Origin of the sequence: Prolixibacter denitrificans (assembly GCF_003014495.1) — a bacterium.
GTDB classification, from domain to species: Bacteria; Bacteroidota; Bacteroidia; order Bacteroidales; family Prolixibacteraceae; genus Prolixibacter; species Prolixibacter denitrificans.
This window is the reverse complement of sequence record NZ_PYGC01000012.1, coordinates 26,780-50,733: the sequence shown is the minus strand read 5'-3', so window position 1 is coordinate 50,733 and position 23,954 is coordinate 26,780. Positions and strand designations below refer to the sequence as shown.

Sequence of the window (23,954 nt, the reverse complement as noted above, 5' to 3'; positions counted from 1 at the left end):
CGTATGACGAAAATTCTCATTGAAGACCTTTACCTGATTTTTGGAAAACACAGGGAAAAGGCTTTGAAACAATCTCGTGAAGGGAAAAGCAAAGCCGAGGTTTTATCGTCTACCGGATGTACTGTGGCGGTTACCAACGCCAGTCTGAACATCGAAGAGGGTGAAATTTTTGTAATCATGGGCCTTTCGGGAAGTGGAAAATCCACGCTCCTTAGGTGCATCAACCGGCTGATCGAACCTACAGCAGGCAAAATACTTGTCAACAACCAGGATATTACCCGGTCGACCGACAAGGAGTTGCTGAATATCAGAAGGAAAGAATTTGCGATGGTATTTCAGCATTTTGGCTTGCTTCCGCACCGGACTGTTCTGAGCAACGTTGCATTTGGCCTTGAAATTCAAGGGATTCCAAAAGAAGAACGCGAACAGAAAGCCCGCGAAACAATCGCATTGGTTGGACTGGAAGGTTATGAGGACATGAAAGTCTCGGAACTCTCCGGTGGGATGCAGCAGCGTGTAGGTCTGGCAAGGGGACTGGCCAACGACCCCGAAGTACTGCTGATGGATGAGGCATTTTCGGCGCTCGATCCCCTGATTCGCAACCAAATGCAGGATGAACTTCTGATCTTGCAGGAGAAAATGCAGAAAACCATCGTGTTCATTACGCACGATCTGGATGAAGCGATCAAACTCGGTGACCGTATTGCCATCATGAAAGACGGCGAGATCGTTCAGGTAGGTACCTCAGAAGATATTCTGACGGCACCGGCCGATGATTACGTTAAATCGTTCGTTGAAAAAGTCGAACGAGGTAAAATTGTAACGGCTTCCTCCGTCATGTTCGAAAAACCCACAGTCGCCCGCCTTAAAAAAGACGGTCCGGAAGTGGTCATTCGCAAAATGCGGGACGCTGGTCTGAAGACTATTCCGGTTATCCGCACCAACCGGACTTTTATCGGCTTTGTTCAATTGGAAGATGTTATCGAAGCGAAGAAAAAAGGCGCCAAGAGCATCGAAGAGATTGTCAATACCGAAGTCCATTCGGTCTATCCCGATACAACTGTGGAAGACATGCTGCCGATATTAACGGAAACCGATCTTCCCATTCCGGTAGTGAACGAGGAGAACTTCCTGTTAGGACTGGTATCGCAAACTTCCATCATTGTGGAAATGACGGGTAAAGATAAAGAGGAAATACAAGGAATCATTCAAAATGCCATTGACTTATGATCGACGTTGGAACCTATATAGAACATTTTATTAATTGGCTGACAGCCAATTTCTCCGGTTTTTTCGACGGCGTTAACTATGGAATGACCAACTTCATTGGCGGAGTTGAAGCCTTCTGGGTATGGATGCCGTTTTATGTCACTATTGCGTTGATGGCTGGCTTAGCCTTCTGGCGTGCCGGAATCGGCAACGGATTCCTGACTCTCCTTGGCCTGCTGTTCATCTACGCGATGGGCTATTGGGACCAAACCATGCAAACTTTTGCACTGGTGCTCTCATCAACTGTCCTGGCACTTGCACTGGGAATTCCCCTTGGAATCTGGTCCGCCAGAAGCCAGACAGCCAATCGGATCATCCGACCGATTCTGGACTTTATGCAGACGATGCCGGCCTTTGTTTACCTGATACCGGCCGTATTGTTTTTCGGTTTGGGAACCGTCCCCGGAGCTTTTGCAACCATCATTTTTGCCATGCCGCCGGTTGTCCGGCTTACCTCTTTAGGTATCCAACAGGTACCCGAAGACATTGTCGAGGCGACGAAAGCATTTGGTGCTACTTCGCGGCAGTTGCTGTTAAAAGTTCAGGTGCCGCTGGCAATGCCATCCATTTTAGCAGGTGTTAACCAAACCATTATGATGGCTCTGTCCATGGTCGTAATTGCCAGCATGATTGGTGCCAAAGGACTGGGCGAAATTGTCCTTCAGGGAATCAGCCAGTTACGCATCGGAATGGGATTCGAAGGTGGTTTGGCCGTTGTACTGCTGGCCATTATCCTCGACCGCATAACACAACATCTTGGAAAATCTAAATAATAAAAGAATATGAATTTATTACGAAAACTTACAATCATTTCAGCTGCTGCATTGATGCTGACTTCCTGCGGTGGTTCAAAGAAGAATAACTCTGAAAAAAGCGCTAAGAAGAAAGTAACCATTGCGATGGTGAACTGGGCAGAATGTATCGCTGATACACACCTGGCCAAAGTAGCTCTGGAAGCACATGGGTACAAAGTTGATTTGATTAACGCCGACGTAGCACCTGTCTTTGCAGCTGTTGCCAAAGGCGATGCCAACGTTTTCATGGAAGTTTGGAGCCCGATTACGCACAAGCCTTACCTCGATAAATTTGGCGATAAAATTGAAAAACTGGGAACCATCTACAAAGATGGTCGTCTGGGATTAGTTGTTCCTGATTACGTTACCATCAATTCCATCGACCAGTTGAATGAATACAAAGACAAATTCGACGGCAAAATTATCGGAATTAACCCGGGTGCTGGTATCATGAAAATAACTCAGAAAGTAATTAAAGATTACAATCTGAATTACGAACTGGTTACTTCGAGTGAAGCCGGAATGCTTGCCTCCTTGAAGAAAGCATACGACCAAAAAGAGTGGATTGTGGTTACCGGCTGGAAGCCTCACACCATGTTTGCCAAATGGAAACTGAAAATATTGAAGGATCCCAAAAAAGTAATGGGTGAAGCAGAAAACATCTCGACGTATGCAACCAAAGGATGGGCTGCTAAAAATCCGGAAGCTGCCACTTTCTTTAGCAACTTCAAGATGAATGACGACCTCCTCGGTTCATTGATGTTAGCCGTTGAAGCCGCTCCCGGTAAGGAAGATCAGGCTGCAAAAAAATGGTACGACGAACATAAGGAACTGGTCGATGGCTGGTTCAAGAAGCAAGCCAACTAAGTTTTTACTCGACGAAACAAACGTTAATAGCCGAAAGACTCTGATGCTTTTTCGGTATATGAATAAACGATACTGAGTAAAGACGAACTCTATTATCATTTTAAATCCTGGACAGGTAGTTGCCAAGCAATCCTGTTCAGGATTTTTTAATAAAAAAGACTATTCACCCAAAATTCGTTCTATTTTTGATGTGGACGTTTTAAAACAATCGCATGGATTACCGCTACCAGGTTTTTCTGGCTGTCGCCAATAATTTGAGTTTTACCAAGGCCGCACAGGAGCTGTACATCAGCCAACCTGCTGTTACCCGTCATATTCGCGAATTGGAAAATACATTGGGCCTCGCGCTCTTCAACCGGAAGGGAAACCGCATTACGTTGACAGCGGCAGGCGAAATCGTGTACCGTTTTGCCCAGAAAACGCACGTCCTCTACGATGAGCTGCAATATGAGCTCGGTAGCCTTAAGCAAACCTTCTCCGGATCGTTGCGATTGGGGGCCAGTTCTACCATCTCGCAATACGTAATACCCGAAGTTATCGCAGCATTCCATACCCGCTACCCCGACATTGAAGTCAGCCTGATTAATGGCAACTCCTTCGAAATGGAGCAAAAGCTACAGGAAAACCGTATCGATTTGGCAATGGTTGAAAATTATTCCAGCAAAACCGATTTGCAGTACGTCGATTTTGCCGATGATGAAATTGTGGTCATCGCCGGACATACCTGCAAATTCGGCCGCAGTGCAAACGGCTCGCTTGCCGAACTTCAGCACATTCCGCTGGTTGTCCGGGAAAGAGGCTCCGGAACACTGGAAGTCATCGAGCAAGACCTGAAAAATGCCGGTTATCCACTCGACCGTCTGAACGTCATTCTTCACCTGGGAAGTACCGAGGCCATCAAAAACTTTCTTCCCCGCTTCAACGGAATCGGACTGGTTTCGGTAAATGCCATTAAGAAAGAGATACAACTGAACACTCTGAAAATTATTCCCGTAAAAGGATTAAATATCAGCCGGAAATTTCGTTTTGCTTATCCCAAAGGTCCCTTAACAGGAAACGTAAAGTACTTTGTCGATTTTACGCAGAATTACACCCCGTCGATGTGAGAAAACAGCTATCTTAATTGAGTTGCAAAATGAATAACCGGTTGACCTCAGAAATCAATTGCAAAGCCATTATTAGTTTAAAGGCCTGACCCTAAAGGCCAGGCCCAAAATGGCATCAACATTCTTCTTCAGTCCATAACGATTTGTTATGATATGGCGTTCTACTCACTCAAGAAACCATGCTACAATACGGATAAATATTTAACCACAAAATGTCCTCCGATAATTAACCATATAAATAGTATAAGCGCCAGCAGGAAGGGTTTGATACCAGCTTCTTTAAACTGTTTAAAGTGTGTTTCCATTCCCAAAGCCGTCATTGCAATGGTCAGTAAAAATGTGTCAATATAATTAATTCCTTTAACCAAATCTTTCGGTAATAAGTTGAAGGAATTGAATCCGATAACAGCCAAAAAACCAAAGGCAAACCAGGGAATGGTAATTTTAGCAGCTTTAGATGAATCACCGTCAGTCCGTTTAAATCTTGCAACGATAAACGCAAATATTAACAATACAGGAGCCAGGAAGATAACACGTATCATTTTTACGATAATAGCAGTTCCTGATATGGCTTTACTCATCGCATTCCCGGCTCCAACCACATGGGCGACTTCATGTACTGTAGCTCCGGTATAAAGCCCCCATTGATCGTTGGTCAGATGTAATATTCCACTTCGATATAACACAGGATACAAAAACATAGCCGTTGTTCCAAAAATAATCACGGTGGATACTGCAATAGCTGTCTTATACGGTTTGTTGTTCAGCACCGACTCCATTCCCAGCACCGCTGCAGCACCACAAATCGCACTACCGGTGCTGGTTAACAGCGTAATTTCCCTGTCTATTTTCATCAACTTGCCCAGCAGTATTCCAAGCCCTAATGTCACAGCAATAATAACAATATCAATAGTAATAGCAGAAATACCGACATCCAGAACATTCTGAAAAGTCAATCTAAAACCGTATAAAATAATTGCCAGACGCAAAATCTTTTTCGAGCTGAAGTTTATACCCGGCAGCCATTCTTCAGGCATATGTTTTTTTAAGGTATTACCATACAACATTCCTAAAATAATACCGATGATAAGAGGACTGAATGACAGGTACCGTATTATTCTAAATTCGGATATATAGAAGGCGGAACAAGCAAACAACACCACAAATAAAACGCCATGAATTATGTGCGTTTTTCTTTTTCTCTGGACCATATTTTTATATTCTTTTTGTTAGACGCCTCAAAAATAGGGTATATCTGTTTATCCTTTTGCTTCCATTTCTTTATGACTAATAACGTCAGGTTATGACACTACTCTACATCCCGCGAAAACCGGAAAATTCAAATGTTTTATCCTCTTTGCCCCCGACAATAACATATCGTTATGACCAATAACATTTAGCTATTTGTTTTCCCTATAGCTTAGGTGTAGATTTGCATTAATTTAGCTTGGTAAAAGAAGTAGTCGCTTTTATCGCGGTATTAACAAAATAAAAGTGATAATCGCATCAACATTCCGTTGTTCATTCCGTTATTTGTAGTAGCCATGACTGTTGCTCATCGTATTCTTCAATGGAGATATACATATAAACCGGTTGGGGTAAAAGTCTTCTGGTGACGTTCTTCTTTATGGAAGCGGAAATTTCTAAAAATGAAATAAAAACCGCGGGATGGCGGCCCGTCCTGATGGAACTGATCTTCCGGATCATTGTTCCCATCGCCCCCATTCCGATTCTCAATTAACCAAAAAATATGGAATGGGTATTCATCGCAATAGTCATACTATTTGCATCAGTACTAAAAGGTTTGACAGGCTTTGGCTTTGCCCTGCTTGCTATGCCTTTCTTGCTCATTTTTTATCCGGCCAAAGTGGTCATTCCGGTACTAACCCTCTTTAACCTGCTTACTTCCACGCAGATTATCTTGAAAATACCGAACCTGAAACTAAACCGGTACACCCTGAAGATCCCAATTTGGGGAGTTATTGGAACTGTTCCCGGTGTGATATTGCTGAATTTCATCGAAGACCGTCCGTTCAAAATATTTGTGGGAGCAATGCTTATCATTGTCTCCGTTGCTTTTTTAAAGGGTTTTCGTTTTAAAATCAAAGACCCTTTGCGCGGTTCTGTAACGGCTGGTTTGACCAGCGGCTTTCTGGGAGGTTTTACGTCCATCAGTGGTCCTCCCCTAGCCCTTTTCCTTACTTCGCTGAATGTTTCCAACGACGATTTTCGGGGGAAATTTGCCTACTTCAACATAGCAACAGCTACACTGGCCATCATCGGATATGCCTTCAGTCATATGCTTACCGTTGAGACATTAAAAATAACAGCCTTTCAGCTTCCCATCATGATTTTCGGAATTCTCATCGGTCAAAAGCTCAGCCGGATTGTTTCCGTCAGTCTGTTTCAGAAAATCTGTATCCTCATTACACTATTTTCGGGATTCATGACCTTGTTCAGCGTTCTGCATCCGCTTTGAAAAACCACCGCCTTTTGTTAAAAAACCTTTCCGAATAAAATATTCCCCTTCCCCATCCGCCTACCGAAAAAGAACAACTCAATGGAGGTAAGCACAAACACTGGCCAACAAAATAACAACCAATATTTCAACGCCAAGCTTGGTTGTCTTACCTGCTTATTGTCATAATGTTGTTAAAAAGTGTTTATGTGAATTCTTACATACTCCGCTAAATATTTAAGATTTAAGAAACATTACTGCGACTTACTTGTATTATTTTTGACCCTTCTAACAATAAGGTCAAAGAGAACAATAGAATGGTTCAGGTAAAGCACACTGGAGGAAATACAGAGAAACTCAACAGAATAACTGAGGCGGCACAACGACGTTTCGGAGTTTACGGACTGGAAAAAACGTCAATGCGTGAAATTGCTTCTGACCTCGGGATTTCCAAAGCTTCGCTATACTATTATTTCCCTGACAAGGAACACCTCTATATTCATGTTGTTGACAAGGAGCACGATGAATTCATCAAAAATCTCCGGCGAAATATGGAACAGTCAGAGTTTCCGGATCAGATGATCCGAAACTTTGTGAAAACCCGCATGGAACTGTTCCGCACCTTTTTAAATCTCAGCCGATTCAAGATGAGCAACATCAGGGAATTCAAGTCACTCATGAATGATTCCTGGATTCGTTCCAAAACCAAGGAAATTCAGATCATGAGCGATGTACTGAAACAGGGCATGGAAAATGGCAGTTTCAAGGAGGACCATCCGGATGAGTTGGCAGAGCTTTTTATCGATATCCTTCGGGGGCTTCGAACCACTTTCATCAAAAACAAGGAATACTTCTTCCTCGACGATGAGGAATATGCTGTTTTGGTGGAAAAGACCAACCGTTTTACCGAAGTTTTTATACGTGGAATTCAGAAATAAAAAAACAATAATAAAATAGATGACAAGCGAGAACAAAAACAGGAAAAAGAAAGTCAGGGTATACCTTCCCCTGGCCATTGTTATTGTTGCCGTCCTGGGTATTGGTTGGCACTATTACAAAGAATATACGCATTACATTAAAACAGATGATGCGTATGTTGATGCCGATAAAGTGGCCGTGAGCGCCAAAATGATGGGCCGCGTTGAGAAAATGTACGTAAAAGAAGGCGACACAGTGGAAAAAGGAACACTGCTTGCTGAGCTGGACAGCACCGATTTGGTTGCCCGTAAAAACCAGACGGAAGCAGCTGTTGAACAGGCACAAACGGCATTGATTCAGGCGCAGGCACAGTACAGCTACAACAAAGAAAATCTGAAAGTACTGAAAGTGAACCTGCAACGAAGCAAAGACGACTTTGAACGGGGGAAAACACAGTTCAAAGGTGGAGTTATTCCGCAGGAACAGTTCGAACACCTGCAAAAAGCATACGAAGCTGCTTCGGCAACTTACCAGGCAGCTCAAAAACAACTACAGGTAGCGCAATCGCAAATTAAAAGTGCAAAAGCTGCCATCAATACAGCCAAATCGCAAGTGGGCGTGATTGAGGCTTCATTGGATAATACAAAACTTTACGCTCCTATCAGTGGAGTGATTGCCAAACGTTGGTTATTGCAAGGAGATATGGCGCAACCCGGTCAATCGGTTGTTACCATCTCGAACAACCACGACTACTGGATTACCGTTTACCTGGAAGAGACCAGCGTAGGTGAAATAAAAGATGGTCAACCGGCCAAATTCACCATCGACGCCTATCCGGGAGTCACCTTCTTTGGTAAGATTTTCTATATCGGTTCGAACACCGCTTCGCAGTTTGCGCTGATTCCGCCGAACAACGCTTCCGGAAACTTCACGAAAGTAACCCAGCGTGTTCCGGTAAAAATATCAATTGACAAAGCTGACAACAACGAAAAAATCAGTCAATTCAATCTGATGGCCGGTATGTCATCAGTCATTAAAATTATTCGACAATGAGCCACCCACGGAAAATAACGCTTGCTCACCGAATCAGGCGGATTCTCCGGACCAGAGACTCATCGTATCATCCCAAGAGCGAATTTTATCGTTGGTGGGTTTTGGGAAATGTCATGATTGGAACCTTTATGGCGGTATTGGATGCCACCATCGTCAATGTGGGGTTACCGAAAATCATGGCTTCGTTCGGAGTGAGCATCGATAAAATAGAATGGGTACTGACAGCTTACATGCTCGCCATGGCCGTCATGCTTCCGACCTCCGGATGGTTTGCCGATCGTTTTGGGCACAAGCGCATGTATTTCTTCGGCCTGTTCCTGTTCACCTTTGGTTCCATGATGTGCGGAATGTCGGGCAATGAGGATATGCTCATTTTTTCCCGGGTTATTCAGGGATTGGGAGCAGGTTCGCTAATGCCTATCGGGATGGCAATTATTACCCGCGAATTTCCGCCGGAACAACGGGGAACAGCCCTCGGATTCTGGGCTATTTCAGCCGCAGCATCCGTTTCTTTCGGTCCGTTGATTGGAGGATACCTGGTTGACAATTTCAGCTGGAAACTCATGTTCGACGTCAACGTGCCAGTCGGAATTATCGGTATGGTTGTCACCATGATTATCCAACAGGAATACGTCAATCACCGGGTGGGAAAGTTCGACTTAATAGGATTCCTGTCCGTCAGTATTTTTCTTCCGGTACTGCTCTACGCTCTGTCAGAAGGAAATGCAGCGACTAATAGTGAAGGCTGGCATGCTCCGTTTATTCTGATTTGTTTTGCTATTTCAGCCATTGCTTTAACCGTCTTTATCATTACTGAGTTAACAGTGGATAAGCCGTTGGTGGACCTGAAACTACTGAAGAACTACAACTTTGCTATCAGCAACCTGATCATGTTCATTTTTGGTATCGGGATGTTCGGTAGTACATTCCTGTTGCCCCTGTTTTTGCAAAACTCCCTTGGGTATACAGCGATTCAGGCGGGAGCCGTTTTCTTGCCTATCGGATTTATCCAGGGAGCAGCATCGCCAATTGCCGGTAGTTTCGCAGACAAATACAACGCAAAAATTCCCGTTGTCCTGGGAATTATCCTGCTGGCTCTTAGCTTCTATCTAAACAGTTTGTTTTCGAGGCTGACAGAGCACAACTACATTATGACTTCACTGTATATCCGTGGGCTGGCGATGGGTATCATCTTTACCCCGCTGAGTGCTATTTCGCTGCTCGAGATTCCGAGGCACCAAATGGCGCAAGCATCCGGTCTGTTCAACGTAATTCGACAGTTGGGAGGTAGTTTCGGTGTAGCAATTCTGGCAACTCTTCTATCTTCCAGGATAAAATTTCACACTACGATCTATGGTGGAGCATTGAATGCAAACTCGGAAACTTTTAAGCAGGTAACTCACGGTCTGACCAACTATATTCAGCATACCACCGGAAGTTCTCTCGGAACCGCTGCCATGCAGGCCAAATCAGTACTGATAGGTCATGTGAGCAGTGAAGCATTTGTCCAGGGAATTGATGATGACTTTTTAATAGCCGCTATCATTACTTTGATAGGAGGAATACCGGTTTTCTGGTTACATACAAGGAAAAAATTGGAAGCAAAAAATCGAGTGAATCATGATTAAGAAAAACCATATATTACCATTGCTCATCGGCATAGTGATGGCATTTTCGCAGCAACTGAGTGCACAGACTGAAACGGTTGCGATGGAAACTTCACCAGCCGACTCACTCTCGCTGGACAGCATTATCAGCAGGGTGGTCAGCAGTTACCCTTCGGTAAAAGAAGCAGAAGAAGCCATCAAAAGAGCCGATACACAGATTGAATTGGCTCGGTCGGGACATTACCCCAACGTAAGTGCCAATGCCAGTTACTCGCATATCGGGCCGGTAACCAAATTCAGCATTCCGGGAATGGGTGAAATTCAGATGAATCCGAGCGATAACTATTCGGCAACCATCGATGTCAGCCAGTCCATCTCCGATTTTGGTAAAACAGCGGCGAATATAGCATTTCAGCAAGAGAGCAAGCAGCTGGGTAAACAAACGTTGGAGCAAGTGAAGCAGCAACTGTCCATCCGGGCAGTGCATACTTACTATAGTTTGCTTTTCCTGCAGGAAGCCATCGACATCAAAAACGAGCAGTTGGCCAATTTGCAACGTCACCTCGATTTCATCAACAAAAAGATGGAAACTGGTTCGGCAACGCAATATGAAGCACTTTCCACGAAAGTGAAAATATCAGGAGTAAAAAGCCAAAAGCTTGATATTCTGGCCTCTATCCGTATCCAACAAGCGGTCTTAAACACACTGTTGGGTGAACCGGAAACCAAACGTCACTTTGTCAAAGAAAAACTAACAGTCGATCATCCTCAGCACCTGGTGGCAGACACCATGATTAATATGGCGGTCCGTAACCGTGACGAGATGAAAATTGCCCGCGAGAAAACGCGCCTGGCCGAGTTGAACCTGAATCTGATCAAGTCGAAGAATACACCGAACCTGCGGGCTTTTGTTTCAGCCGGCGCGAAAGACGGTTATATTCCAAGCCTTTATCAGCTCAAACCCAATTATGCGGTAGGCCTGGATTTGCATATCCCGATTTTTGACGCCAACCGGAATAAAAACCAACAACTACTTGCCAAATCGGGCATACAAAGTTCGGTTTACGAAACGGAGCGAATGCAACGTGAAGTGGCAAGCGATGTAATTAAAAGTTCCGCCAACGTCGAAACTGCGGCTCATAAGGTGCAGCAATTCAAACTTCAGCTGAAGCAGGCAAGAGACGCATTTTCACTGGCTGAAACCAGTTTCAAGGCTGGCTCCATAACCAACCTCGATTTGCTCGACGCCACCACTGCGGTATCGAACAGCCGGTTATTGCTGCTAAAATCAGAAATTGACTATGCACTAAGCATATACGACCTACAGGCATCCATTGGCGATCGCATGTATGAGTAACTTTCCGGAGGAGATTGTCCTCCACCAACGTAAGCGGAACCGTATCCTTCAGGGTACGGTTTTTTATGCGTCCAATTAGCTCGTTGACGACTAAAAAGTTATTTGTGAAAATTCGCGGAAAAACTACCTTTGCACTATATTAATTTAGACCACATTTTAATAAGATGTTTCTCTACAATCGAATTAACAAAGAAGAGCTGAAGAAGCAATTGATGGCGGAAACGTTTAACCGGAAAACCATTTCGTTTTACCGTTATCATTACATCGACAACCCGGGTGAAATCCGTGATCAACTGTATCGTGAATGGTTCCCCCTGGAATGTTTCGGTCGTATTTACGTCGCGCGCGAAGGCATCAACGCACAAATGAGCGTACCTGAACACAACATGGAAGCCTTCCTGAAAACGCTGACCAAATTCGATTTGTTGAAAGACATCCCTATCAAATATGCCATTGAAGACGACGGCAAATCCTTCTACAAACTCACCATCAAGGTGCGCCCGAAGATTGTAGCCGACGGCCTCGACGAACGCACATTTGATGTAACCAATGTAGGTAACCATTTGAGTGCGCTGGAATTCCACGAATTAGCTGGTAAAGACGATACCATCATCGTGGATATGCGCAACTTCTACGAAAGCGAGATTGGTCATTTCGAAGGCGCTATTTGCCCGGAAGCCGACACTTTCCGTGAGGAAATTGAGATGGTAGTTGAGCAATTGCAGGATAAAAAAGACGAGAAGATTCTGCTGTACTGTACCGGAGGCATCCGCTGCGAAAAAGCAAGCGCTTATCTGCGTCATTTTGGTTTCAACGACGTGAATCAGTTGCACGGCGGAATTTTGGAATATGCACGGCAGATCAAAACGGAGAACCTTCCGTCACGTTTTGTCGGAAAGAACTTTGTGTTCGACGAACGTCTGGGCGAAAGTGTCGATGGTCAAATCATTTCGCATTGCCACCAGTGTGGAAAACCGTGCGACACGCATACGAATTGTGCCAATAACGCCTGCCACCTGCTCTTCATTCAGTGCCCTGAATGTGCTGCTCAATACGATGGTTGCTGTTCAGACGAATGTCGTGATGAGAAACATGATCCGGATAAAAATACCGGTGCACGGAAAAAAGAGTATCAATTCGGAAACCGGAAACGAAATCGCGTCAGTCTCGGCTTGAAAAAGAAACTGGAGAGTGAGCAGATAGAACAGGAAACTGTTTCAGAATAAAAAGGAAAACCACCTAGATTTCCAACATATCATAAAAGTTTAGCCCAACTTCCTCATCGGAAGTTGGGCTATTTATTTTTCACCAGCCTTTCGGCTGAATAATCTTCTTCTTATTCCCGAACGCTGGTTGCCAGTTCCACTTTGCGGCTTTTTAAACGAACGGAAAATAAGGTCATCACCAGAATCATCACCGCCAGGTAGAAAAACAAATTCTGATAACCTTTGATACCTTCTTCTGATGCAGTTATTGCCCCAATGATAGCACCGCCCAACATCTGTCCAATACTGATGAAGATGGTTACCAATCCCTGCGTTGTTGCCCGTTCCGCTGCCGAAACTTCATTCAGCATGATGTAACGCAACGAACTACCTGATGGAACGGAAAGTCCTAGTCCAATTAAGGCACCTGCCAAATAGAAGAAGCTACGACTGCCTTCCACTTCGTGCATCAGGTAATAACCCACAATAGCAATGACCAAACCAATCAGTATAACCACACGTGAACCAACGGCATCGAGCATGCGGCCAAACAAAGGCGAGCCAACTGCAATGGCCAGAACAGCCGGTAATAGCATAAAGCTGGCTTTCGCCGAAGTGACTCCGAATACATCGACCACGAAATCGGGAACAAACACAAACGATGCCTGCAAAACGCCTGTACCAAAAGCGATAAGTGCTACCAGGCGAATTTGCCGGCTTCGAAACATGTTCACCCGAACCACCGGATTTTGTGCGTCTTTTTCAATACGAACGAACACAAAAAGCAAGGCTACTGATGCCACTAAAAAGGGCAAAACCCGCATCGAAGCCAAACTACTGAAGAATCCCGATGTGCTAGTACGGTTAATTCCCAACGCAAAGGCGCCGAGTAAAAGCCCCAGCAAAACGATTCCTTTCCAGTCGAGCACCGTCGAGCTTTCGATTCTTTTATTGGGCAAAATGCGGAAACTCCCCCACATAATAAGAGCTGCAATTGGCAGATTGATCAAGAAAAGGTAGTTCCAGGAGAAGAACGACAGCATTGTTCCGGCAATGACCGGCCCTATAATGAACGCCAGTCCGAAAACAGCACCGATAAGGCCGAGAATCCGTCCCCTTTTTTCAGGAGGGAATACATCTCCCACTACGGCCGATGCTACCGGAAAAATACCGCTGGAACCAAATCCCTGCACAGCGCGTCCCACCATCAACATATCGAACGTATGCGAAAGCGCGACAATAAGTGAGCCGACGGCAAACAAGAAGACGGAAAGCATGTAGATGCTTCTTCGTCCAAATCGGTCGGAAAGCTTGGCAAACAGCGAGATTCCAACGAGATTGAACAACACATAGATGGAAAAAATCCATCCCAGTAATCGCTGACTGACAGCAATGTCCTTTGAGATGGACGGTATGGCCGGCCCTACAATCGAAATGTCAAGGGCTCCCATCAGAACACCCACAAAAAGCACTAGCAGTATGTTTCGGTTACTGCGTTTATTTTGCTCCATAATGAAAAATCGTTTTTAAAATATTTTCAAAACTCCGCCAGTTAGGAATGGTCAGCAAACAACTTAGAGAATAACCGTAATGTTGCCCGAATGTTTACGTGCGTTCAGCCAAAAAGCAACAAATGTGAGTTGACCGCAAAGTAACAATATGTTACCAACCCGACAACACTATTTTTCTTAAGAAACACATAAAAAAAGCTGCACTTTTTGATGCAGCTTTCTGTGATATCGTGTAAAACCGATTTACAACATTTCAAAGAAATCGTTTCCTTTATCATCGACGATGATGAACGCCGGGAAGTTTTCAACTCGAATCTTACGAACCGCTTCCATTCCCAGTTCCGGGAAGTCAACCACTTCAACCGATTTAATGTTATCCTTCGCCAGAATAGCGGCTGGTCCACCAATCGATCCCAGGTAGAAACCGCCATGCTTTTTACAGGCATCGGTTACAACTTTCGAACGGTTTCCTTTAGCCAGCATAACCATCGATCCTCCCATGCTTTGGAACAAGTCCACATACGGGTCCATACGGTTCGCTGTGGTCGGACCAAAACTACCAGACGGCATTCCTTCCGGAGTTTTTGCCGGTCCGGCGTAATAAATCGGATGATTCTTGAAATATTCCGGCATCGGCTCACCTTTGTCGACCATCTCTTTGATTTTCGCATGAGCGATATCGCGGGCAACAATCAGTGTTCCTTTCAAATTCAAACGGGTTTTCACCGGATATTTTGTCAGTTCCTTCAGCACATCGGCCATTGGCTGATCCAAGTCTATTTCAACCGGAGGCGCTAGTTCCGGGGCTTTCGCCGGAAGGAAACGAGCCGGATTCTTTTCCAGTTGCTCTACAAAAATACCTTCCTCTGTAATTTTAGCTTTGATGTTGCGGTCGGCACTACAGCTAACGCCCACACCTACCGGACACGAAGCAGCATGACGTGGCAAGCGAATTACCCGAACGTCGTGGGTGAAATATTTACCGCCGAACTGAGCGCCAATGCCAAACTCTTCCGCCATTTTCTGCACTTTCGCTTCCCATTCCAAATCACGGAATGCCTGTCCACCATCATTTCCTTCGGTAGGTAAGTTATCCAAATCACCAGCTGAAGCTAACTTCACGGTTTTCAGGTTTCCTTCCGCAGAAGTACCACCAATCACAATCGCCAGGTGATACGGAGGACATGCTGCCGTTCCCAGTTCGCGAATTTTCTCCTTAATGAATTTGGTCAACGACTCTTCGTTCAGCAACGACTTGGTCTGCTGATACAAATACGTTTTGTTGGCTGAGCCACCTCCTTTGGTAAGGAAAAGAAATTCGTACGAATTACCCGGCTTCGAGTAAACATCAATCTGCGCCGGTAAGTTAGTTCCTGTATTTTTCTCTTCGAACATGGTGTAAGGCACCACCTGCGAGTAGCGAAGGTTCCGGTCGCCGTAGGTATTAAAAATTCCTTTCGACAGGAATTCAGCGTCATCTACACCCGTATAAACATCCTCACCTTTTTTCGCCATTACAATGGCAGTTCCGGTATCCTGGCAAGTCGGTAAATCACCACTAGCCGAAACTTCCGAGTTTTTCAGCAGCGTGTAGGCTACAAAACGGTCGTTATCCGTCGCCTCCGGATCGTCCAGAATTTTAGCCACCTTCTCGAGGTGCGCCGGACGAAGGTAAAACGAAACATCAGCAATTGCTTCCTGTGCGAGCAATTCCAATCCTTTCGGGTCCACTTTCAGAATTTTCCGGCCGTCGAACTCTACGGTCGAAACGTAATCTTTTGTCAGAAGACGGTATTGCGTCTTATCTTCCTTTACAGGAAAAGGTTTTTGGTACTTAAATTCAGCCATGATTTTATCCCAAATATTGTTATTTATCCTGAATGCTTTCGGCTATGCCGGAAGATTCGTATAGTTCATTGTAAAGCGTAACAAATATATACATAATGCAGAGAAGAATGAATCTCAACTAATCGATTCTCACCACATCAGTCGGTGCATGACGCGAGGTCAATCGAACATCATATTTATCTGATATCAAACCAAATGACTCCATTGCCAACTCGGGCGTATTGTTCTCGGCCGAGATATGAGAAAGAAAAATGAGCCCCAGCTCCTCTCCTGCCTGCTCCTGCACCAAATTAAGTGCCTGTACGTTCGATAAGTGACCATTTTTCGAACCCACCCGCTGCTTTAAGTAATACGGATAGGGGCCATTCAACAGCATCGGCTCGTCGTAGTTGGTTTCCAGAAAAACCGCCTGGCATTGCGTGAAATGCTGCTGCAAATTTTCACATGGCTCACCGATGTCGGTAAACACACCAATATGCTTGTTATTTAATTCAATACGGAAACTACAGGGTTCAACGGCATCATGATTTTTCAGAAAGGAATGAACCGTAATGGAGCCAATGGTAACCGATTCGCCGGGTTTGAAAAACCGGGGACTGTTGGGTTGCACTCGTCGCGAAAGTTTCAGGTAAGTCTGCGCCGTAAAATAAACCGGGATGCTATATCGCTTGGAAAACACTCTGACGCCACGCACATGGTCGGCATGTTCATGCGAAACAAAAACGGCTTTAATCTTCTGCAAATTCAGTCCTTTTTCTGCTATTCGCTGCACCGCTTGTTTGGTCGAAATTCCCAAATCAATGAGCACAGCCTCCATCTCGTTTCCTACATAATAGCAGTTTCCGTTGCTTCCCGAAGCAATAGCACATATTTCAATCATCTTACCTTTTCTGAAAATAAGTGCTAAGATAAAACAGCCTGTGCGAATGTGCATGCTGTTGTTGAAAAATCACTTCGTTAAAATCAGTCTGAAAACAAATTTTATCCATATCCTTATATGCGAAGACTGGTTCTGACCGACTAAAATATTCATTTATAAAAACATCAATGAATTTTACTGTGCTATACTTATTTAGTCTGTATTACATTTTCACGGGAACGGAAATATTCTGAAAAAAAAGACGTTAATTTATCATAAACCGACCTCCCAGACCACCCAAAAATCATTTTCCAAAACCTGGACGACAATAGTATGAACCATTAGAATTGTTTGCGACAACAGAACATGAGCTCTGACAAACCGCACCTCTCTTCGATTGTTCAACAAGGATGGCAAAAGCTTCTCCGGCTGACATCCCTGTATATCAACACGTCTATTCATTTAACGGTAACTTCTACGTCTCGCCACATTAAGTTCCCTGAAGACACTCCTGATTATTGCAAAATTCAATGGCCTGACGACTCAACTTTCGGTTACCTGACCATTGAAAGAGCAATCGAGTCCCATGATATTCGTCCGCTGACAGCTCTAAAAGAGATGATTGAGTCTGACTTAACAACCATTTCCGAAGACTCTATTCATTCAATTCCATCTTCCGGCGACTCAGCTCAGGGACTAAAAAAAATGCTGCAAACTTCACTGGAGGCCAATAATGAAGGGGTTTTGCTACTCAATACTGCTGGAGAAATCATCCATTTCAATAGTCAGCTAATCAAGATGTGGAACCTGGAGCCTCTTGTCAAAAAAAATGCTTCAGCGGCCGAATTATCTGATTTCACCAAAAGTCAACTTATCAACTCTTCCCTGACAATAAAAGGATATTCGGAGAAGCCGGAAAGGTTTAGCAAGAACAAAAAAACTGACACACTCTATTTAAAAGACGGAAGAACAATTGAACGCACTTCCCTTCCTGTTATAGAGAAAGAGCAAACCATTGGCCGGGTTTTCAGCTACCGCGATATAACTCCCGAAACACAAACAAGGCAGGAACTACGGGAAAAGACTAATATTCTTGATACCATTTTCGATCAGGCCCCTATTATCATGATGCTGGTGGACGAGAGGGCCCGGATTGAAAAGGTGAACAAGCCCGGAATCCAACACAGCCACTTTGCTCCTGATTCTGAACTTGTGGGCAAATTAGTTGGCGATATTCTTCATTGTGTAAATGCATATCCCAATGTTTGTGGAACTTCTCCCAATTGTGGGCATTGCGCCATTCGGCAAACACTCAATCGCACCATTCAAAGCGGAACAGGCGAACACAAGGTCGAAGGAACCATGCAGATCAAACACGGTAATGCAAACATCACCCGGCATGTGTTGATTTCATCGGCAACCATACAAACTTCGGGAGAGAGAAAGTACCTGCTGAGCATTGACGACATCACGGAGAGGTACATGGCCGAGAAGTCATTAATGGAAAGCGAAAACCGTTTCAGAAATTTATTTGAATATACACCTATTGCCTATCAGTCGCTTGACGAATGTGGCTGCTTTTTGAGTATCAACCAAGAGTGGAGCAAACTCACCGGCTATTCACGGGAAGATATTATCGAACAACCGTTTGGGAAAATATTCAGTTACGAAACAAAAGAATCGTTCCCCAGGCTTTTTCAAAAATTTGCCACCGAAGGCTACATCAATGATCTGGAGCTGACACTGGAACGAAAAGATGGGCAATCGATAACCGTCCTTGTCACTGGACGTGTCCAATACGATAGACAAGGAAACTACCTGCGTTCGCACTGCATTCTACTCAACTTCACAGAGCGAAAACAAATTCAAAAAGAACTGATTCAGTCCAAAGAAAAAGCAGAAGAAGCGACTCGCATCAAAAGCGCCTTTCTGGCCAACATGTCGCACGAAATACGAACCCCGATGAACGCCATCTTGGGCTATGCCGAGATTCTGAGTCAAAGCATCACAGATCCTACGCACCGGGATTATCTTTCTTCGATGCAATCGAGCGGAAAAGTGCTCATGAACTTGATTAATGACGTTCTCGATTTCTCGAAGATTGACGCCGGAAAAATGGACCTAAAAGAGACTCCGGTTGATATTCGTCTTCTCATGAAGGAAATCGTCGATACATTCCGGTTAAAAGCTTCGCAAAAGGGAGTCAGGATGTTGAGTGAGATTTCAGAAAGCACGCCCCGGATACTTCTATTGGACGAACTCCGGCTTCGTCAAATCATGCTCAACCTGATCAGCAACGCTTTGAAATTTACGGACGAGGGACACATCCGGATTGAAGTTTCAACTACAAATCAAAGTGAAACTTCTTCATCCATTCTTCTTCGTGTAGAAGATACAGGGATCGGAATTGCCGATAAGGAACAGGAAAAAATATTCGAAGCTTTTGAGCAGATCGATAACCAGGACAGTAAAATATACGGAGGAACAGGCCTGGGACTCGCCATCACACACCGGCTGGTTAAACTAATGGGCGGCGAAATCAGGCTTGAAAGCAAACTAAATCAGGGAAGCGCTTTCTATGTCACTCTGCCTGATATTGCTGTTGTGAAGGACGCCGATGATACAGACTATCAGCAAAAATCACATATCGACAATCAACTCCTGGCCGGCTCCTGCGTGTTAATCGTTGATGACAATCGCGCTAACCGAAAAGTTACCCGTGGATTTTTCGGCGGAAGCCAGGTAAAAATATCAGAAGCAGAGAACGGAGCTCACGCGCTGGAAATAATGAGAAGGCTGAAACCGCAGCTTATTATCGTTGATTTGAGAATGCCCGGAATGAGTGGTTTCGAGACAGCCCGAAGCATCAAAAGCAATCCTCAATGGCAGGATATTCCGCTTATCGCATACACCGCTTCCGAACTGACAGCCGAAGAAAAAGAGCAATACCCCAATCTGTTCAAAGCGCTGCTTAAGAAACCGATAGAACGAAAGAAATTTCTCCAAACAGTTGCCAATTGCCTACCACCGGTTAACGAAAAAAACAACCACCGTTTACAACATGGCAATGAATCCGCTTCAGTCATTTCAGGGGAAAATGAACACGAACTACTGCAAAAATGGAATAGCATGCAGAGAATAAGGCCGCGAAAGATGATGAAAGAGTTCATCGAAGAAATCTCTGCAAACACAGAAATAATTCACCATCCGGAAATAAAGAGCTATTTACAAGAGTTGGACCATGCGTTTCACACATTCAACATAGAGAAAGAAGAAACGCTCTTCCGCGCATTTCCAGAAATTATTGAAAAGCTAAAAACAGAAAAGCCATGAATAACCATCACGCAAGAATATTAATCGTCGACGACAATCCACGGAACATCCAAATTTTAGCTAAGCTGCTAACGGAACAGGGTTATCAACCCGAATACGCCATGAACGGAGAAGAAGCGCTGGAATGGTGCTCGCTGGAAATTTTCGACCTGATATTGCTGGACGTGATGATGCCGGACATGGACGGTTTCTCCGTTTGTCAGCAAATTAGGGAGTCAAATAACAATGCTGAAACGCCGGTGATATTTCTAACGGCAAAAACCGACATGGAGAGTATAAAAAAAGGGTTTCAAAGTGGCGGAGTCGATTATATCAGCAAGCCGTTTGCCTTCGATGAACTGCTTGCCCGCGTTGAAACACAGGTGGAATTAAGTCTAAGCCGCAAAAAGCTAAAAGAAGTAAATCACTGGCTGGAAGATGAAGTGAGAAACCGGACGGAAGAGCTGGAAAGCCTCAATCAGCAGCTGCTGAAAGCCAACGAAGAGCTGCACCTGTTGGATAAAGCCAAGTCGGAATTCATTCAGCTACTCAGCCACGAAATCCGGACACCACTCAACGGCGTTCTGGGCTCACTCTCATTACTCAAGAGTATACAAATGGTTGGTGAATCGAAGGAACTGGTTGAGATACTGGACCTATCGGTGCAACGGCTCGAACGATTCTCTTTCATGGCTTTGGACGTCTCAAATCTTCGGTCCCGGGGCAAACTGGCGTTGAATCGGGAAGAAGCAGATTTAGATGAAATTGTTGAACTGGCGTTGGCCGAATTGTCTGATAAAATCAGAAGTCATAACCTAAAAGTAATTCTTCACCAGAAACCAAAATTGGAGACGATTCTGACGATCGATAGGAAATACATTAGCAAGGCGCTGATTAACCTGCTGGAAAATGCCATTTCGCATTCACCGGTTAACGGAACCATTTCCATCGATATCTGTAATAAAAATCAGATGCTACAAGTCACCATTAACGATGAAGGTGCCGGTTTCCCGGAAAAAATCATTGAGCATCCGTTCAAACCGTTTTCCGCTTACCAACGTCACGATGCCAATTTTGGACTGGGGCTACATTTGACTGAGTTAATCATGGAATCGCACAACGGGCAATTGCAAATTGGAAATAACGAATCGCACGGTGCTTTCGCCAGACTTATCTTTCATCCCGAGTCAGCCAGGGTAAATGCCTGATACGATTTCATTTATCCAAACTGAGTCACTTCTCTTTATTCCTGAATATTTTTTTCGAAAGAAGGTAGGGTAACTCATGCCTCATTCGGTGTAGGGTTAAAAATCAATAATTAACCAAAACATCAATGACATGAGAAAACTTGTATTAGCAATGGTCGTAATAGCCGGCACCGCATTATTTGGTTGTAGTGAAAAATCGGCTGACCTCGAATCCACACCGGAAATCACTGATGCACAGCTCACCAAATCAGTTTCCGCCATCATCAGCGACGAAAGTACCATAGAAGCCGTTTCAGAAGAAGTAAATTATGAAGTTGATTTCATTTCAACGGCTGAGTCTGCAATCGACGACTACACCAGCACGCTCAAAAGTGCCGATCTGACCGAAGGTCATGGCTTTGGATATTACTATAGTTTCCACAAACGCTACCGCAATGGTGTTTGTCCCAATGTTAATATTGCGGTGGGAGATTCGGCATTCCCAAAAACCATTGTCATCGATTACGGCGATAGCACAGTCCTGGCAAATGGTCGCGTGCTAAGCGGAACTATCACCATTACCATTTCGGCCCCGATGTTTACTGACGGCAGTACCCGAACGGTTACCTTCGAAAACTTCAGCGTCGATTCCATCGGCATTGATGGTACCATTACCCGCGTCTATACTGGCGACGGAACGACTGAGCAAGTATTCAGCTGCACCAGCGACCTGACTTTCACCATGCCTGACGGAACCACCATTCAGCGTATCTCCGACAAAACCCGCACCTGGGTAGCCGGTCTGGATACCGAACTCGATCCGACGGACGACGTAATCGAAATAACCGGTTCTGTTCAGGTGATTGATTCGGATGGAAATGAGTACAGCTACGTTATCACCAGTCCACTGGTTAAAACAGGTGAATGTCGTTTCATCACCGAAGGGGAGATTACCTACTCGCAAAACGGTGAAGTTTTCGCCGTAGTTGATTACGGTGATGGCACCTGTGACAACGTAGTAACGGTAACTACCAGCGATGGAACTACCGACATGACCATCCGGGAATTCTGCCTGTCACAAAAGCTTGGCTAAAAAGTTCATCGTACTAAAAAACCGCCATTTTGGAGTTCAGGCGGACAGCAGAGTTCATTTTTCATGCTCCCGGCGGAAACGCCGGGGGCTTTAAAGAGCAACAATTGAAAAGCGTTTTGTAAATTCGCTTATACTAAATAAGGTTCCTTTGACGCAAGAAGAATTTAAAGAATTATTCGACGCTCATTTTGATGCTATTCGCAATTATGTGTACTATCGTTCGGGCGACCCGGAATTAGCCACCGATATTGCACAGGATACGTTCATGCGGTTATGGGAAAAGAAATACCTGGTAAAGCCAGACAATATCAAAGGTCTGTTGTATAAAATGGCCAGCGACTTGTTTGTCAGCTCGTACCGCCGGCACAAACTGGCAGTCAATTTTTCCATCAAACAACATCATAATTCCCGTAACCGGGAAGAAAGTCCGGAAGCTCAACTCCAGTACAAAGAACTGGAGAAACGTTATGAAACCGCACTTCGGCGAATGCCGGAAAAACAACGAACCGTTTTTCTGATGAGCCGGATGGATGAATTAAAATACCACGAAATAGCCGCTAGCCTCGGCTTAAGTGTCAAAGCAGTTGAGAAAAGAATGAAGAATGCCCTGGCATTCCTGAAAAAGACGATGGAGAATTAAATGAAGAAGAATTTACCATATAACGACAACCAGTTCCACGAGAATTCGCCGGACCAGTATCCAAAAATCGAGTATCCGTATTCGCGCTCGAAAGAGGATGTATGGGAAGCGCTTTCGAAGGAAATGAATGCCGGAAAAGAACCGGAAAAGAAAGTCAGAAGGATGAATCCTTACAGGCTGGCTGCTGCCGCTGTAATCATCGTCTTACTGGCCACCACAGCATTTCTCCGGTTCTATAGCCAAACGGTCAATGCACCGGCAGGCCAACACGTACTGGCACTTCTTCCCGACAGTTCGACGGTCAATCTGAATGCCGGTTCATCCATCACCTACCATCCCTACTGGTGGAAAATCGCCCGCACCGTCAAACTCAATGGTGAAGGTTTCTTTGAAGTACAAAAAGGAAGTCGCTTCGATGTTGTTTCGAAATACGGTGAAGTGACTGTTTTGGGAACCAGTTTCAACATTTATGCCCGCGGCGATGATTACAAAGTGACCTGTTTCACCGGGAAGGTTCGCGTTGAGTCCATCGTTACCCGCGAGAATATTATCCTTCATCCTGACCAGCACGCTTACCTGGAAAAGAACGGAAACCTGAAAGTTGTGCAGCACTACGATGTGAAACAATCGAATGCCTGGATGCACGATATGTTCATCTTTACCGGAACGCCCATTAAACTGGTATTCCAGGAAATTGAACGGCAGTACAATGTTCAAATCAAGGTAAAAAGTAACCTGGATTACACCTACAGCGGAAATTTCACACGAAATATGCCGGTTATTGAAGTACTGCAGTACGTTTGTGAGCCATTTGGGCTTACCTTTGTAAAACAGTCAAAAAACGTATACCAGATCGAACAAAGCCACTAA

General features: G+C 44.6%; 19 protein-coding genes. 15 read left to right on the top strand and 4 right to left on the bottom strand.

Annotation, left to right across the window (positions count from 1 at the left end; genetic code table 11):
• Positions 1-3 precede the first annotated feature (3 nt).
• From CLV93_RS17475 to CLV93_RS17460, 4 genes are all read left to right on the top strand, one after another.
• On the top strand, positions 4-1,230 hold the full coding sequence (locus CLV93_RS17475) for a quaternary amine ABC transporter ATP-binding protein (RefSeq protein ID WP_106543513.1): 1,227 nt from the start codon (positions 4-6) through the stop codon (positions 1,228-1,230).
• Positions 1,227-2,042 (top strand): ABC transporter permease, encoded by an 816-nt coding sequence (locus tag CLV93_RS17470; RefSeq protein ID WP_106543512.1) that lies wholly within the window; start codon positions 1,227-1,229, stop codon positions 2,040-2,042. The genes CLV93_RS17475 and CLV93_RS17470 overlap by 4 nt, the downstream gene beginning before the upstream one ends.
• A 9-nt stretch (positions 2,043-2,051) precedes the next feature.
• Positions 2,052-2,930, top strand: a complete 879-nt coding sequence (locus tag CLV93_RS17465; protein WP_106543511.1) for a glycine betaine ABC transporter substrate-binding protein — start codon at positions 2,052-2,054, stop codon at positions 2,928-2,930.
• 212 nt (positions 2,931-3,142) lie between these two features.
• Entirely contained in the window at positions 3,143-4,036 is an 894-nt protein-coding gene (locus tag CLV93_RS17460; protein ID WP_106543510.1) for a LysR family transcriptional regulator, read from the top strand.
• 182 nt (positions 4,037-4,218) lie between these two features.
• Here CLV93_RS17460 and CLV93_RS17455 read toward each other — a convergent pair whose 3' ends face one another.
• Positions 4,219-5,247, bottom strand: a complete 1,029-nt coding sequence (locus CLV93_RS17455; RefSeq protein ID WP_106543509.1) for a YeiH family protein — start codon at positions 5,245-5,247, stop codon at positions 4,219-4,221.
• 539 nt (positions 5,248-5,786) lie between these two features.
• Between CLV93_RS17455 and CLV93_RS17450 the strand changes: the two genes are divergently transcribed.
• From CLV93_RS17450 to trhO, 6 genes are all read left to right on the top strand, one after another.
• Positions 5,787-6,515 (top strand): sulfite exporter TauE/SafE family protein, encoded by a 729-nt coding sequence (locus tag CLV93_RS17450; protein WP_106543508.1) that lies wholly within the window; start codon positions 5,787-5,789, stop codon positions 6,513-6,515.
• A 296-nt stretch (positions 6,516-6,811) separates the two neighbouring features.
• A complete protein-coding gene (locus tag CLV93_RS17445; RefSeq protein ID WP_106543507.1) occupies positions 6,812-7,432 on the top strand; it encodes a TetR/AcrR family transcriptional regulator in 621 nt (206 codons plus the stop codon).
• A 19-nt stretch (positions 7,433-7,451) separates the two neighbouring features.
• Entirely contained in the window at positions 7,452-8,465 is a 1,014-nt protein-coding gene (locus CLV93_RS17440) for an HlyD family secretion protein (protein ID WP_106543506.1), read from the top strand.
• The gene (locus CLV93_RS17435) at positions 8,462-10,093 is read left to right on the top strand and encodes a DHA2 family efflux MFS transporter permease subunit (protein WP_106543505.1); all 1,632 of its coding nucleotides are present in this window, start codon (positions 8,462-8,464) and stop codon (positions 10,091-10,093) included. The genes CLV93_RS17440 and CLV93_RS17435 overlap by 4 nt, the downstream gene beginning before the upstream one ends.
• On the top strand, positions 10,086-11,429 hold the full coding sequence (locus CLV93_RS17430) for a TolC family protein (RefSeq protein ID WP_106543504.1): 1,344 nt from the start codon (positions 10,086-10,088) through the stop codon (positions 11,427-11,429). Before CLV93_RS17435 ends, CLV93_RS17430 begins: the two co-directional genes overlap by 8 nt.
• Positions 11,430-11,593: 164 nt before the next feature.
• Positions 11,594-12,655, top strand: coding sequence for an oxygen-dependent tRNA uridine(34) hydroxylase TrhO (trhO, locus tag CLV93_RS17425; protein ID WP_106543503.1), 1,062 nt, complete (start codon positions 11,594-11,596; stop codon positions 12,653-12,655).
• A 110-nt stretch (positions 12,656-12,765) separates the two neighbouring features.
• Here the strand turns inward: trhO and CLV93_RS17420 are convergent, their stop codons facing one another.
• The 3 genes from CLV93_RS17420 to CLV93_RS17410 form a co-directional block, all read right to left on the bottom strand.
• The gene (locus CLV93_RS17420) at positions 12,766-14,145 is read right to left on the bottom strand and encodes an MFS transporter (RefSeq protein WP_106543502.1); all 1,380 of its coding nucleotides are present in this window, start codon (positions 14,143-14,145) and stop codon (positions 12,766-12,768) included.
• Between the two features lie 243 nt (positions 14,146-14,388).
• Positions 14,389-15,993 (bottom strand): fumarate hydratase, encoded by a 1,605-nt coding sequence (locus CLV93_RS17415; protein WP_106543501.1) that lies wholly within the window; start codon positions 15,991-15,993, stop codon positions 14,389-14,391.
• 118 nt (positions 15,994-16,111) lie between these two features.
• The gene (locus CLV93_RS17410) at positions 16,112-16,873 is read right to left on the bottom strand and encodes an MBL fold metallo-hydrolase (protein ID WP_106543500.1); all 762 of its coding nucleotides are present in this window, start codon (positions 16,871-16,873) and stop codon (positions 16,112-16,114) included.
• 345 nt (positions 16,874-17,218) lie between these two features.
• Between CLV93_RS17410 and CLV93_RS17405 the strand changes: the two genes are divergently transcribed.
• The 5 genes from CLV93_RS17405 (at position 17,219) to CLV93_RS17385 (ending at position 23,954) form a co-directional block, all read left to right on the top strand.
• Positions 17,219-20,185: a PAS domain-containing hybrid sensor histidine kinase/response regulator gene (locus CLV93_RS17405; protein WP_106543499.1), complete on the top strand. Its 2,967-nt coding sequence runs from the start codon at positions 17,219-17,221 to the stop codon at positions 20,183-20,185.
• Positions 20,182-21,372, top strand: a complete 1,191-nt coding sequence (locus CLV93_RS17400) for a hybrid sensor histidine kinase/response regulator (protein WP_106543498.1) — start codon at positions 20,182-20,184, stop codon at positions 21,370-21,372. Before CLV93_RS17405 ends, CLV93_RS17400 begins: the two co-directional genes overlap by 4 nt.
• Before the next feature lie 130 nt (positions 21,373-21,502).
• Positions 21,503-22,444, top strand: a complete 942-nt coding sequence (locus tag CLV93_RS17395) for a KH domain-containing protein (protein WP_146142061.1) — start codon at positions 21,503-21,505, stop codon at positions 22,442-22,444.
• Between the two features lie 148 nt (positions 22,445-22,592).
• The gene (locus CLV93_RS17390; RefSeq protein ID WP_106543496.1) at positions 22,593-23,084 is read left to right on the top strand and encodes an RNA polymerase sigma factor; all 492 of its coding nucleotides are present in this window, start codon (positions 22,593-22,595) and stop codon (positions 23,082-23,084) included.
• On the top strand, positions 23,085-23,954 hold the full coding sequence (locus CLV93_RS17385; protein WP_106543495.1) for a FecR family protein: 870 nt from the start codon (positions 23,085-23,087) through the stop codon (positions 23,952-23,954).